This window comes from Mesorhizobium onobrychidis (genome assembly GCF_024707545.1).
Lineage (GTDB): Bacteria > Pseudomonadota > Alphaproteobacteria > Rhizobiales > Rhizobiaceae > Mesorhizobium > Mesorhizobium onobrychidis.
Genome location: NZ_CP062229.1, coordinates 346,272 through 359,932 on the forward strand (window position 1 = coordinate 346,272; position 13,661 = coordinate 359,932).

The following is a 13,661-nucleotide window of genomic DNA, read 5'->3' on the forward strand; positions in this document are numbered from 1 at the left end:
CGCCGATGAAGACCGTGAAATTCATCGCCATGAAAGACGGTGACCGCGACGATTACGCCTTCCTCACCGAGCACGAGATGGACTATGCGGCGAAGACCGGCGAACGGCTGCTTGACGCGCTTGTCCAACTCGACGAAGGCCTGTCCGGCTACAAGATCACTCGGCTCGGCCATTCGCTGCAGGCGGCGACGCGCGCATGGCGCGACGGCGCCGACACCGACTGGATCGCCTGCGCGCTGTTGCACGACATCGGCGACATCTACGCACCCTACAATCACGACGAATATGCAGCTTCGATCCTAAAACCTTTCGTGCGCGAGCAGTGCACGTGGGTGGTAGAAAAGCACGGCGATTTTCAGCGCCTCTATTACGCCCACCATCTCGGCGGCAATCCGCACGCGCGCGACCGTTTCGCCGGTCATCTTTATTTCGACGATTGCGACCAGTTCTGCGAACGCTGGGACCAATCGAGCTTCGACCCGGACTATGAGACGCTGCCGATCGAGTTCTTCCGGCCTTTCGTGCTCGAAGTGTTCGCCCGCAAAGCCTACGACGCATCCGTGATCCGTGCCGGCGAGCGCGTGCCCCTCATCGATTCCAAAGTAGCCAGGACAAGAACCGGAGCCTCCGCATGAGCATCATCACCAAGGCAGCCGCCATCGGCGGCGGCGTCATCGGCGCCGGCTGGGTCGCGCGGCTGCTCTTGAACGGCATCGACGTGTCGATTTTCGATCCCGACCCGGAAGCCGCGCGCAAGGTCGGCGAGGTGACGAAAGGCGCACGCCGGGCTTACAAGCAGATGCTGCCCGGCGGCCTGCCCAAGGAAGGCAAACTGACCTTTGCCAAGACAATCGCCGATGCCGTCGCCGATGCCGATTTCATTCAGGAAAGCGTACCGGAGCGGCTCGACCTGAAGCACCGCGTGCTGGCCGAGATCGACCTCTATGCGCCGGCCAACGCCATCGTCGGCTCCTCGACCTCCGGCATCAAGCCGACCGACATGCAGGTGGCGATGAAGAAGCATCCGGAGCGGCTGGTCGTCGGCCATCCGTTCAACCCGGTCTATCTCCTGCCGCTGGTCGAGATCGTCGGCGGCGAACAGACCTTTCCCGAGGCGATCGAAGTCGCCAAGGAGATGTACGCCTCGATCGGCATGAAGCCGGTGGTGATCCGCAAGGAGATCGAGGCGTTTGTCGGCGACCGTCTGCTGGAGGCGGCATGGCGCGAGGCGCTGTGGCTGATCAAGGACGGCATCTGCACAGTCGAGGAACTCGACGATATCATGCGCTATGGCTTCGGCCTGCGCTGGGCACAGATGGGCATGTTCCAGGTCTACCGCGTCGCCGGCGGCGAGGCCGGCATGCGCCATTTCATGGCGCAGTTCGGGCCGTGCCTGAAATGGCCGTGGACCAAGCTGATGGATGTGCCGGAGTTCAACGACGACCTGGTCGACCTCATCGCCACGCAGTCGGACGACCAGGCGCATGGGCTGTCGATCCGCGAGCTCGAAAAGATCCGCGACGACAATCTGGTCGCGATCATGGAGGCGCTGTCGAAGCAGAACAAAGGCAAGGGCTGGGGCGCCGGCGCCTTGCACAAGGATTATACCAAGCAACTGGCCAAGCTTGCGGCGAAGAAGCCCACCGCCTCCAAGGCGGCCGAAAAGGCCAAGGCTGAAAAGCCGAAGAAAAAGAAGAAAGGCTGAGACCATGGATTTTGGCCTCTCCGAGGAACAGAAACTCATCGTCGAGACGACGCGCGCCTTCGTCGAGAACGAGCTCTATCCGCACGAGCGCGAGGTCGAGCGCACCGGCGTACTGCGCCGCGAACTGATCGAGGAGATCAAGGCCAAGGCAATCGAAGCCGGGCTCTATGCCGCCAACATGCCAACGGAAGTCGGCGGCGCCGGGCTCGATACGGTGACCTGGCTGCTTTACGAAAAAGAGCTCGGCCGCGCCAATTACGCGCTGCATTGGACCTGCGTGGCGCGGCCTTCCAACATCCTTCTGGCCGGCACGCCGGAGCAGCGCAAGAAATATCTCTATCCCTGCATTCGCGGCGAGAAATGGGATTGCCTGGCGATGACCGAGCCGGGCGCCGGCTCCGATCTGCGCGGCATGAAGGCGACCGCCGTGCAGGATGGCGACGACTGGGTGCTGAACGGCACCAAACACTTCATCAGCCATGCCGATCTTGCCGATTTCGCCATCGTCTTCATGGCCTCGGGAGAGGAAGAGTCTTCGCGTGGAAAACGCAAGAAGATCACCGCCTTCTTCGTCGACAAGGGCACCAAGGGTTTTACGGTGCGTGACGGCTACCGCAACGTCTCGCACCGCGGCTACACCAATGCCATCCTCGAATTCGACGATTGCCGGCTGCCCGGAGCCCAGGTTCTCGGCGAGGTTCACAAGGGTTTTGACGTCGCCAATTCATGGCTGGGTGCCACCCGCCTGCAGGTCGGCGCGACCTGTCTCGGCCGGGCCGAGCGGGCGCTTGGCCACGCGGTCGAATACGCCGCCCAGCGCCAGCAGTTCGGCCAGCAGATCGGCAAGTTCCAGGGCGTGTCGTTCAAGCTCGCCGACATGGCGACCGAACTTAAGGCCGCCGACCTGATGGTGTTCGAAGCCGGTTGGAAGTACGATCAGGGCACCGTCACCGATCAGGACATGGCCATGGCCAAGCTGAAGGCCACCGAAATGCTTGCCTTCGTCGCCGACGAGGCGATCCAGATCCATGGCGGCATGGGCCTGATGGATGATCTGCCGCTGGAGCGCATCTGGCGCGACGCCCGCGTCGAGCGCATCTGGGAAGGCACTTCGGAAATCCAGCGCCACATTATATCGCGGGCGCTGCTTCGCCCGTTCGGGGGCTGAACAGCGCAATGTTCGCATTCCTTCGCGCCCCCCTCTGTCCTGCCCTCTTTGCCAAAACTTGGCATCTCCCCCTCAAGGGGGGAGATCAGCCGGCACGTTCGATTTCGCCAGTTACCATCGTTGCAGATCTTGGGCCGACAGCAACGCTGCCAATCTCCCCCCTTGAGGGGGAGATGCCCGGCAGGGCAGAGGGGGGTGTTCATGCACAAACTTGAGCGCCTTTTGCACCCGCGAACGATCGCCGTGTTTGGCGGCGCGCAGGCGGCTGCCGTCGTCGCGCAATCGATCAAGATGGGTTTTGCCGGCGAGATCTGGCCGGTGCACCCGACCAAGGAGGGGGTTGCGGGCCGCAAGGCCTACCGCTCGGTGGCCGAGCTGCCGGGCGCACCCGATGCAGCCTTTGTCGGCGTCAACCGGCATTTGACCATCGAGGTGGTCAAGGCGCTGGCCGAACGCGACGCCGGGGGCGCAGTCTGCTTTGCCGCCGGCTTTCTCGAAACCGAGGCCTATGACGAGCATGGCGAGCGGCTGCAGGCCGAACTGGTCGCTGCGGCGGGCCAGATGCCGATTATCGGGCCGAACTGCTACGGCCTGATCAACTATGCCGACGGCGCGCTGCTGTGGCCCGATCAGCACGGCGGCATCAGGCTGGCCGAGGGTGGCCGCGGCGTCGCCATCATCACCCAGTCGTCGAACATCGCCATCAACATGACGATGCAAAAGCGCGGGCTGCCGATCGCCTTTCTGATGACGGCCGGCAACCAGGCGCAGACCGGCCTTTCCGAAATGGCGCTCGGCCTGATCGAGGACGACCGCGTCACTTCGCTCGGCCTGCATATCGAGGCCTTCGATTCGGTAGCCGGCTTCGAAAGGCTGGCTGCACGTGCACGGGAGCTGAAGAAACCGATCATCGCCATGAAGGTCGGCCGCTCCGAGCAGGCGCGGCAGGCGACGGTGTCGCACACTGCATCGCTGGCCGGGTCGGATGCCGCCTCGGGCGCCTTCCTGAAGCGGCTCGGCATCGCCCGCGTCGATTCCATCCCGGCCTTCATCGAGGCGCTCAAGCTCCTGCACGTCACCGGCCCCCTGCCCGGCTATCGGCTGTCGTCAATGAGCTGTTCGGGCGGCGAGGCGTCTGTGATGGCCGACAGCGCCGAAGGCCGCTGGGTGAACTTCCCGGCGCTGACTGATACGCACCACACCCACGTCAAATCGACGCTCGGGCCGTTGGTTGCGGTGGCCAACCCGCTCGACTACCACACCTTCATCTGGAACAACGAGCCGGCGATGACCGCCACCTTCACTGCGATGGTGTCGGGCGGCTTCGACCTCAACATGCTGGTGCTCGATTTCCCGCGCCCTGACCGCTGCTCCGACACGGACTGGTGGGCGACGTTGCGCGCCTTCGAATCGGCGTTGAAGACCAACAAGGCGCAGGGCGCGATCGTCTCATCGCTGCCGGAAAACCTGCCCGAGGAATACACCGCCGGCCTGATGGCGCGCGGCATGGTGCCGTTGTTCGGCATTTCCGAAGCCATGGACGCCGCCCAGGCGGCAGCCTTCATCGGCTGGGCATGGCGCCAGCCGCAGGCGCAGCCGATCGACACCTCCGCTTCCGGGGCACCGGCCGGCGACCATGTCACGCCTGATGAGGCCGAGGCGAAAGCGCGGCTGATCGAGGCCGGGCTTGCCGTGCCCAGGGGCGAACGCGCCGGCAATGCGGTCGAGGCTGTCATCTCCTCGATGGCGCTCGGCTTCCCGGTAGCGCTAAAGGCTTTGGGCGTCACCCACAAATCCGAGCTCGGCGCGGTCCGGCTCAATCTCAGGGATGCCGAATCCGTCAGCACCGCCGCTCATGATCTCGCCCCGCTCGGCACCGGCCTCTATGTCGAGCGCATGGTGCGCGACGGCGTTGCCGAGCTGCTCGTCGGCTTCACCCGCGATCCGATGTTCGGCGCGGTGATGACGCTGGGCACCGGTGGCGTGCTGGTTGAGCTGCTGCGCGACAGCGTCACGCTGATGCTGCCGGCAACCCGCGACGACATCGAGGCGGCGTTGCGCGGGCTCAAATTGTTCCCGCTGCTCGAAGGCTATCGCGGCCGGCCCAGGGCCGACGTCGCGGCGGCCATCGATGCCATCGCGGGGATCGCCGCCTTCGTGCAGGAAAATGCCGGCGAGATCGAGGAGCTCGACATCAACCCGCTGATCGTCTGCACCGAGGGCAATGGCGCCTGGATCGCCGACGCGCTGCTGGTGCTGGGAGAGAAAAAGAATGTCTGAAGTCATCACCACACGCCGCGAGGGCACGATCCTCGAGGTGACGCTCGACCGGCCCAAGGCCAATGCCATCGATCTGAAGACCTCGCGGCTGATGGGCGAGACCTTCAAGGCCTTCCGCGACGATCCGGATCTGCGGGTCGCCATCGTCAAGACCACCGGCGACAAGTTCTTCTGCGCCGGCTGGGACCTGAAGGCCGCGGCCGGCGGCGATGCGGTCGACGGCGACTATGGCGTCGGCGGGTTCGGCGGGCTGCAGGAATTGCGCGATCTCAACAAGCCGGTCATCGCCTGCGTCAACGGCATGGCGGTCGGCGGCGGCTTCGAGCTGGCGCTGTCCTGCGACCTCATCTACGCGTCGGATCATTCCTCCTTCGCGCTGCCGGAAATCCGTGCCGGTACGCTGGCCGACGCGGCAACGATCAAGCTGCCGAAGCGCATCCCCTATCATGTCGCCATGGACCTTTTGCTCACCGGCCGTTGGATGGATGTCGCGGAGGCGCACCGCTGGGGTCTGGTCAATGAGGTGCTGCCCAAGGAGAGGCTCGAAGACCGCGTCTGGGAGATCGCAACGCTGCTGGCCGGCGGTCCGCCGCTGGTCTTTGCCGCGATCAAGGAGACGGCCCGGGTCGCCGAATCGCTCACCTTCCAGGACGCCATGAACCGAGTGACGCGCCGCCAGCTGCCGACGGTTGACGCGCTGTACGGCTCGGAGGACAATCTCGAGGGCTTTCGCGCCTTTGCCGAAAAGCGCGACCCGGTGTGGAAGGGGAAGTAGTGGTATTGCGGGAATGATGGCGTTTCTTCCCACCCCCCTCTGGCCTGCCGGCCATCTCCCCCTCAAGGGGGGAGATCGGATGTCGCTTCGACTTTCGCCAATCTCCAACGTTGCAAGATGGGCTGCAAGGCCGAAACTGCCAATCTCCCCCCTTGAGGGGGAGATGGCCGGCAGGCCAGAGGGGGGTGCCCAGGCTCAGCTTTGGCAGCCCATCCAGCAGCCATGACCGACTACAAAAAGCTGATCGACGCCGAGACATGGGCCTTTATCGAGCGGACCAATTCCTACTATCCGCCGGACACGATCGACTACACGATCGATCGGCAGCGTGAAATCTACGACCGCATGTGCCGTGAGTTCTCTGCCGGCTATCCCCAAGGTATTACGGCGGAGACCACCGCCATTGCCACGCCCTCTCATCCCATCCCGATCCGCGTCTATCGCACACCGGCGCCGGAAGCGGCGGCGATGGTGCTTTATTTCCACGGCGGCGGTTTCATCCTCGGCGGGCCCGACAGCCATGACGATGTCTGCGCCGAGCTTTGCAGCCGCACCGGCTATGAAGTGGTTTCGGTCGACTACCGTCTGGCGCCGGAACATCTTCACCCGGCTGCCTTCGACGATGCCATCAGCGCCTTCGAATGGGCCGCGACCACCTATAAGCGCCCGATCCTGCTTTGCGGCGACAGCGCCGGCGGCAATCTCGCCGCTGCGGTCAGCCACGCGACGCGCGGCCATGCACGAAGGCCGATCGGCCAGGTGCTGATCTATCCCGGCCTTGGCGGCGACCGCTCGCAAGGCTCCTACGCGACCCATGCCGAGGCGCCGATGCTGACGGTGCGCGACCTCGATTTCTACACGAACATCAGGACAGGCGGCGAAGACCGCACCGGCGATCTCACGCTATCGCCGCTGGCCGATGCCGATTTTGCCAATCTGCCGCCGACCGTGCTGATCACCGCGCAATGCGACCCGTTGTCGTCAGACGGCGAGGCCTATCGCGACCGCGTCGTTGCGGCAGACGGCCACGCCTTCTGGCTGGAGGAGCCGGGGCTGGTGCATGGCTATCTCAGAGCCCGGCATACGGTCGGCCGTGCGCGCTCAAGCTTCACCCGGATCGTCGACGCGGTGGCGGTTTTGGGACGGGGTGAATGGATCTGGTGAGAGACCGCCGCCATTGTAGCCGGCACCACGGCTGGCGCGGCGTTCCTCTCAGGACGATCGCTCAGGGCTTATTGCCGACCCTGGCGCTGCCCCTCATCGCCCTGCCGGGCACTTCTCCCCGTATAGCGACGGGGAGAAGGGGCTGGCCGCAATCTTGGCGCACATTCTGCAACGTTGGATATTGGCGAAACCTCTGATGAGAGCGCCCCTCTCCCCGTCACTATACGGGGAGAGGATGCCGGCAGGCAGGTGAGGGGCAGCGCCGACATTCCAGAAATTGCTCCACAAGCGACTGCCCTGCCTCTCACCCCACTGCCCGCGCCGCAGCGCGGCCGGCGCTGCGGCCCGAAAAAATGCAGCCGCCAAGAAACGTGCCTTCCAGCGCCGCATAGCCATGCATGCCACCGCCACCGAGGCCGGCAGCTTCACCCACCGCATACAGCCCCTCGATCGGCTGGCCCTCGGCGTCCAGCACGCGGCTGTCGAGATCGGTCTGTAAGCCGCCCAGCGTCTTGCGCGTCAGTATGTTGAGCCTGACCGCGATCAGCGGGCCATTGGCAAGATCGAGCATCTTGTGCGGCCTTGCCGTGCGGATCAGCCGGTCGCCGAGATAGGCGCGGCCGCCGCGCAAGGCGGTGATCTGCATGTCCTTGGAAAAAGGGTTGTCGAGCTGCCGGTCGCGGGCGCAGATTTCGTGCTCGACCTGTCCCAGCTCGAGCAGCGGCTCACCGCCGACAAGGGCGTTCATGCGGGCGACCAGCGCCGGCAAATCAGGCTTGACGATGAAATCCTCGCCCTTCTCCATGAACGCCTTCACTGGACCGGGAACGCCTGATGTGGCGCGGCCGAGCACCTGGCGCCAGCTTTTTCCGGTGAGGTCGGGGTTCTGCTCGGAGCCCGACAGCGCGAACTCCTTCTGGATGATCTTTTTGGTCAGGATGAACCAGGAATAGTCGAAGCCGGTGCTCATGATGTGGCTGAGCGTGCCCAGCGTGTCGAAGCCGGGATAGAGCGGCACCGGCAGCCGCTTGCCGCGGGCGTCGAGCCACAGCGACGACGGGCCGGGCAGGATGCGAATGGCATGGTCGGTCCAGAGCGGCGCCCAGTTCCTGATGCCTTCGACATAGTGCCACATGCGGTCGCGGTTGATGGTGCTGCCGCCCGGCCGCCTCGGTGATCGCCAGCATGCGGCCGTCGACATGATCGGGGACGCCGGTGATCATGCGCCTGGGCGGCGTGCCGAGCCGCTGCGGCCAGTTTTTCCGGACAAGCTCGGGATTGGCGCCGATGTCTCCGGAGGCGACGATGACCGCTTGCGCCTTAAGCTCGAAATCGCCGGCGACATCGCGTGAGCTCTTGCGGCTGCGCTCGCCACCAGGATGTCGCCGCGCACGCCGTTTACGACGCCGCCCGTCCGGGTCAGTTCGTTGACCCGATGGCGGAATTTGAAGCGGATCAGCCCGCTCTTTTCGGCCTCGCGTACGCGCTGGACGAACGGGTCGAGTACGCCGGGCCCGGTGCCCCAGGTGACGTGGAAGCGCGGCACCGAATTGCCGTGGCCGACGGCGTTGCCGCCGCCGCGCTCGGCCCAGCCGACGACGGGAAAGAACTTTATGCCGCGCTGCATGAGCCAGGAGCGCTTCTCGCCGGCGGCGAAGCCGACATAGGCCTCGGCCCAGCGGCGCGGCCAGAGATCTTCCGGGCGGTCGAAGGCGGCGGTGCCCAGCCAGTCTTCGAGCGCCAGATCACGCGAATCGCGGATGCGCATGCGCCGCTGTTCGGGCGAATCGACGAGGAAGATGCCGCCAAGCGACCAGAATGCCTGGCCGCCGAGCGACTGCTCCGGCTCCTGGTCGACGATGATGGTTTTCTTGCCGGCTTCGGCCAGTTCCGCCGCGGCGACGAGGCCGGCAAGCCCGGCGCCGACAATGATCACATCGGCATCGTCAGCCATTTTGTTTGACCATGATCTTATCCGAAAACCGGTTCCCACTTTTCGGGATCATGGTCAGCCTAAACCGTCTCCCAACCTTCCTTCTCGCCGGCGCGGAAGATAGCGTCGATGACCTTCTGGTTGAGCACCGATTCTTCCAGCGTGAAGACGCGGTCGGTGCCGCCCTGTGCCGCCCGCGCGAAGGCCTCGACCTCCAGCCGGTACTGCTGCATGCCGGGGAAGCGGAACACCTGCGCCTCGCTGTGGTTCTGGTTGTGCAGCTCGATGCGATGATGGTCATAAATCCCGGCGTTGAACGGCGAAAGCACCTCGATGAAACCCTTCTCGCCGTGGAACACCATCACCTGCCGCGCCGCCATCTGCGTCGACAGATAGAACGACAGTTCGAAGTCGCCGAAATCGGCGCGGATCGAGGAGTAGATATCGGTGCCGAATGTCTTGTCGCGCTCGATCGTCGCCTGGACGCGCAGCGGCTCCTTGCCCGTCGAAAAGCGCGTCGACACCGTCGGGTAGACGCCGATGTCGGGCAGCGCGCCGCCGCCGAGATCGAGTTGGTTGCGCATGTTCTTGGGATCGACATTGTAGTAGGAGAACGCGCCCTGGACATGGCGCAGCCGGCCGATGGCGCCATTGGCGATCAGCTCGCGCACCTTGATCCATTGCAGGTGGTAGACGACCATGAAGGCTTCGCAGACCAGCACGTTTTTGGCGTCGCGCAGCTTGATCAGCGGCGGAATGTCCTTGGCATCGAGCGCCAGCGGTTTTTCGACCAGAACATGCTTGCCGGCTTGAATCGCCTTCGCGGTCCATTCGACATGCTGCGCCGTCGGCAGCGGAATGTAGACGCCGTCGACGTCCTTGGATGCGAGCAGCTCGCTATAGGAACCGAAGGCGTGGGGCGCGCCGAAACGATCGGCCAGGGCACGCGCTTTCGACATGTCGCGGCTGGCGATAGCCGACAGCACGCCGTTCTCCGCCTCGACCATTGCAGGCAAAAGATGCTCGCGGCCGATCTTGGCCGTCGACAAAACACCCCATCGGAACATCAGGCTTCTCCATCTCTAGATTTGCAGGCGTCGAGGTTTGCCTGAATTCAGGAGAAAAGCCAATGCGGGAGCATGGCGGTGAACAAGTACGGCTTCCCCCTCCGCAGCTTGGGTTCTGCGACCGCTCAGCCCCTTTTACCCGTCAGCGTCATGTCGAAGTCGACGACGTTCGAATAGATCGGCGTGCCGACATCCATGCCGTAGCGCGACCGCAGCACCTTGCCGGTGACATGGAATTTTATCCTGCCCGCTTTGAGACCGGCGAGCTCGGCTGTGAACTTTTCCGAAAAAGTCTTGCCGCGCGCCGTCAGCCGACCGGTGACGAGAGCTGACGTGTCGCCGGTGCGTTTCACGCTGGTCGAGCGGAACTGGATTTCCGGGTTGTTGGCGGCGTCGAACACCGCGTCGGAGCGAAGGAAGGCATCGACGCGGCTTTGGCCGGTGCCGACGCTTGCGGGAAAGATTGTGATATTGACCTGGGAGCGCCCGACATTGCTGTTGTCGATGCGGATGTTGCCCTTGAAGCGGGCGAAGGCACCGGCGAGCCCGCCGCCGCCGGCCTTGCCGACGGAGAAGCGGATGCTGGAACCGGCCGGGCTGATCGTGTAGCTGCCGGCAGCGTCGCTGAGAGCTACCGCCGCGAAACCAGGCATGGCAAGGCAAGCGGCAACCGCCGCAAATCCGAAGATGCGCGCATACATGGGCGTGATCCTTTTTTGAGCAACGCTTTTTTAGCGCCCTCGCCCACTAACGAATGAGCCGCCCACCCTATTCCGCGTTGTGATCCGACGAAGGCGTGATCATGCGCGTCAGCACCGTGTCCTTCAGCCAGAAATGATGGCGCAGCGCCGCGGCGAAATGCAGGGCGACAAGTCCGATGCCGGCATAGGCAAGATACCAATGCGCCGACGTCCAGAAGCTTTCCGCGGGGTCCGATTCCGCGAGTGGCAGGTCCGGCATGACGAACAGGTTAAACGGCACGCTCGGGATCTCCAGCATCGATACCGATACCAGCGCCCAGCCGGACAGGGGCAGCGCGAGCTGAAACGCGTAGAGCGCGAAATGGACGAGCGGCGCCGTCCGGCGCTCAAAACGCCCGACCGAGCGCGGCAGCGCCGGCACCGCATTGCCGAGCCGCCAGGCGATGCGCAGGATCACCAGCCCGAGCAGCAGAAAGCCCAGGGATTTGTGCAGCTGGATCAGCTCGAAGGCGGTGCGCTGGCTGGATACCCGCACCATGACGACGCCGAGCACGAACTGGCCGATGAAGATCGCCGCGATCAGCCAGTGAAGGACGATTGCCGCCCAGCCATAGCGGGTGGTGTCGTTTGTGATCAATGCGGGCATGGGAAGTGAACGAACGCCGGGGCCGCCTTCTTCCACCCTCCCCTTGTGGGGAGGGTCGCGCAGCAAAATGCCGCCAAGCGGCTTTTGCGAAGCGGGGTGGGGGTCTCGTAGGCGCTACCCCCACCCCGGCTCGCAGCCTCCGCTTCGCTCCGATTGCGAGCCGACCCTCCCCACAAGGGGAGGGTGGCCTACCCACTCATCTTGAAGAAATCGACGAAGGCTCGCAGCGCCGGCCGCATCTGGCGGCGGCTCGGATAGTAGACGAAGAAACCGTCGAAGGGCGGGCACCAGTCCTCCAGCACGCGAACGAGTTTGCCGGCGGCCAGCGCCTCGCGAACATAATCCTCGAACAGGAAGGCAAGACCGGCGCCGTCGACCGCCGCATTGGCGATCAGATGGTCCTCGTCGAGGATCAGCGGCCCTTGCACCGCCAGCTCGATCTCCTCGCCGTCCTTCTCGAATTCCCAGCGGTAAAGAATGCCGCTGGAGAAGCGGAAGCGGAGGCAACGGTGACCGACGAGATCGTGTGGATGGCGCGGCCTGGGCATGGTCGCGAAATAGGATGGCGCGCCGACGACGGCGCCGCGAAGGTTTGGCCCGATGCGCACAGCGATCATGTCGCGCTGCAGGCTCTCGCCGAGCCGCACGCCGGCGTCGAAGCCGCCTTCGACCACATCGGTGAAGCGGTCTTCGATGACGATCTCCAGCACGATGTCCGGATAGGCCGACGCAAAGGCGCCGAGCCGCGGCGTCAGCGCCAGGTGGGCGGCGGTGCGCGGCACGGTCAGCCGGAGATTGCCAGCCGGCCGGTCGCGCGCCTCGACCGCCGATTCCAGGGCGAGATCGATCTCCGACAGCGCCGGCCTCAACCGCTCGAGCAGCTGCGCGCCTTCCTCAGTCGGGGCAACGCTGCGCGTGCTGCGCGCCAGGAGCCGCACGCCAAGACGCGCCTCCAGGCTGGAAACCGCGTGGCTGACCGCCGATGGCGCGATGGCGAGCTCCTTGGCCGCGCCGCGAAAGCTGCCGCACTGGGCGACGGTAGCCAGCACTGCGAGTTGGGAAAGATGAGTTCGCTTCATTGATCTATTTCTTGGAACAGCCCGTGCAAATGAGAGCCGATTATCGAACGCGGTGCAAGGCGCTATCTCTGCCGCATCACAACAAGGAGACGCGTGATGCAAACCCGCAAGCTTGGAAATGAACTTGACGTCTATCCGGTCGGCCTCGGCTGCATGGGGATGAGCTTCGGCTATGGCGGCCAGCCGGAGGTGGACGCGATCGCCACACTGCGCCGCGCCGTCGATATCGGCGTCAATTTCTTCGACACGGCCGAGGTCTATGGCCCGTACGAGAATGAGATCCTGCTTGGCAAGGCGTTGAAGCCGGTGCGCGACCAGGTGACGATCGCGACGAAATTCGGCTTCAAGATTCTCGAAGAAGGCAACGGCGTCGAGCGGATGGCCGGTGTCGACAGCCGCCCCGAACACGCCAAGGCGGTGGCCGAAGCGTCATTGAAGCGGCTGGGCACCGAGGTGATCGACCTCTACTACCAGCATCGCGTCGATCCCAATGTGCCGATCGAGGATACGGTCGGCGCCATGGCCGAGCTGGTGCAGGAAGGCAAGGTGCGCGCGCTTGGCCTGTCGGAGGCGAGTGCGGCGACCATCCGCCGGGCGCATGCCGTGCATCCGATATCAGCCGTGCAGAGCGAATATTCGCTGTGGAGCCGCGATCCGGAAGAAGAGGTGTTTGCCGTCTGCCGCGAGCTCGGCATCGGCTTTGTCCCCTACAGCCCGCTCGGCCGCGGCCTGCTGACCGGCACGATCGCCAAGCCAGAGGTGCTCGGCGCCGACGACTGGCGGCGTGGACTACCGCGCTTCCAGGCCGACGCCATGGCGGCCAATGCGGCTGTTATCGCGACGCTGGAGACAATGGCTGCGGAGAAGGGCGTGACGCCAGCGCAGCTGGCGCTCGCCTGGGTGCTGCATCAGGGCGATTTCATCGTGCCGATCCCCGGCGCGCGAAAAATCCGCCATCTGGAACAGAATGCGGCAGCGGCACAGATCGCGCTGAGCGACGCGGAAGTGGCGGCGATCGGCGACGCCCTGTCGCCGGAGAAGGTGGTCGGCAAGCGCTACACTGAAGAGCTGCTGGCGCTGGTCAACGGATAACAGCGGCTATGAAATCGCTTCAGGCTTGAGTTGCCCATTCCGGGGGCGAGC

11 protein-coding genes and 1 pseudogene are annotated in these 13,661 nt (G+C 64.6%); 7 read left to right on the forward strand and 5 right to left on the reverse strand.

Translation table 11 applies throughout. The annotated features are described in order from the left end of the window. Positions 1–5 precede the first annotated feature (5 nt). The 6 genes from IHQ72_RS01585 to IHQ72_RS01610 all read left to right on the forward strand — a co-directional run bounded on the left by IHQ72_RS01585 (position 6) and on the right by IHQ72_RS01610 (position 7,092). Complete coding sequence (locus IHQ72_RS01585) at positions 6–635, forward strand: HD domain-containing protein (protein WP_258120840.1); 630 nt, start codon at positions 6–8, stop codon at positions 633–635. Continuing rightward, positions 632–1,705 (forward strand): 3-hydroxyacyl-CoA dehydrogenase NAD-binding domain-containing protein, encoded by a 1,074-nt coding sequence (locus IHQ72_RS01590; protein ID WP_258120841.1) that lies wholly within the window; start codon positions 632–634, stop codon positions 1,703–1,705. Before IHQ72_RS01585 ends, IHQ72_RS01590 begins: the two co-directional genes overlap by 4 nt. Positions 1,706–1,709: 4 nt before the next feature. After that, positions 1,710–2,873, forward strand: a complete 1,164-nt coding sequence (locus IHQ72_RS01595; protein ID WP_258120842.1) for an acyl-CoA dehydrogenase family protein — start codon at positions 1,710–1,712, stop codon at positions 2,871–2,873. A gap of 201 nt (positions 2,874–3,074) precedes the next feature. Then, complete coding sequence (locus IHQ72_RS01600; RefSeq protein WP_258120843.1) at positions 3,075–5,153, forward strand: acetate--CoA ligase family protein; 2,079 nt, start codon at positions 3,075–3,077, stop codon at positions 5,151–5,153. Then, positions 5,146–5,928: a carnitinyl-CoA dehydratase gene (locus IHQ72_RS01605; protein WP_258120844.1), complete on the forward strand. Its 783-nt coding sequence runs from the start codon at positions 5,146–5,148 to the stop codon at positions 5,926–5,928. Before IHQ72_RS01600 ends, IHQ72_RS01605 begins: the two co-directional genes overlap by 8 nt. Before the next feature lie 222 nt (positions 5,929–6,150). After that, entirely contained in the window at positions 6,151–7,092 is a 942-nt protein-coding gene (locus IHQ72_RS01610; RefSeq protein WP_258120845.1) for an alpha/beta hydrolase, read from the forward strand. Between the two features lie 304 nt (positions 7,093–7,396). Here IHQ72_RS01610 and IHQ72_RS01615 read toward each other — a convergent pair. From IHQ72_RS01615 to IHQ72_RS01635, 5 genes and pseudogenes are all read right to left on the reverse strand, one after another. Continuing rightward, positions 7,397–9,046 (reverse strand): annotated as a pseudogene (locus tag IHQ72_RS01615) (FAD-binding dehydrogenase). A gap of 59 nt (positions 9,047–9,105) precedes the next feature. Then, entirely contained in the window at positions 9,106–10,092 is a 987-nt protein-coding gene (locus tag IHQ72_RS01620; protein ID WP_258120846.1) for a Gfo/Idh/MocA family protein, read from the reverse strand. A gap of 125 nt (positions 10,093–10,217) precedes the next feature. Then, complete coding sequence (locus tag IHQ72_RS01625; protein WP_258120847.1) at positions 10,218–10,793, reverse strand: YceI family protein; 576 nt, start codon at positions 10,791–10,793, stop codon at positions 10,218–10,220. 67 nt (positions 10,794–10,860) lie between these two features. Then, the gene (locus tag IHQ72_RS01630; protein WP_258120848.1) at positions 10,861–11,439 is read right to left on the reverse strand and encodes a cytochrome b; all 579 of its coding nucleotides are present in this window, start codon (positions 11,437–11,439) and stop codon (positions 10,861–10,863) included. A 188-nt stretch (positions 11,440–11,627) separates the two neighbouring features. After that, on the reverse strand, positions 11,628–12,518 hold the full coding sequence (locus IHQ72_RS01635) for a LysR family transcriptional regulator (protein WP_258120849.1): 891 nt from the start codon (positions 12,516–12,518) through the stop codon (positions 11,628–11,630). A 96-nt stretch (positions 12,519–12,614) separates the two neighbouring features. Here IHQ72_RS01635 and IHQ72_RS01640 point away from each other — a divergent pair, with 96 nt between their 5' ends. Then, the gene (locus tag IHQ72_RS01640; RefSeq protein ID WP_258120850.1) at positions 12,615–13,610 is read left to right on the forward strand and encodes an aldo/keto reductase; all 996 of its coding nucleotides are present in this window, start codon (positions 12,615–12,617) and stop codon (positions 13,608–13,610) included. Positions 13,611–13,661: the final 51 nt, after the last annotated feature.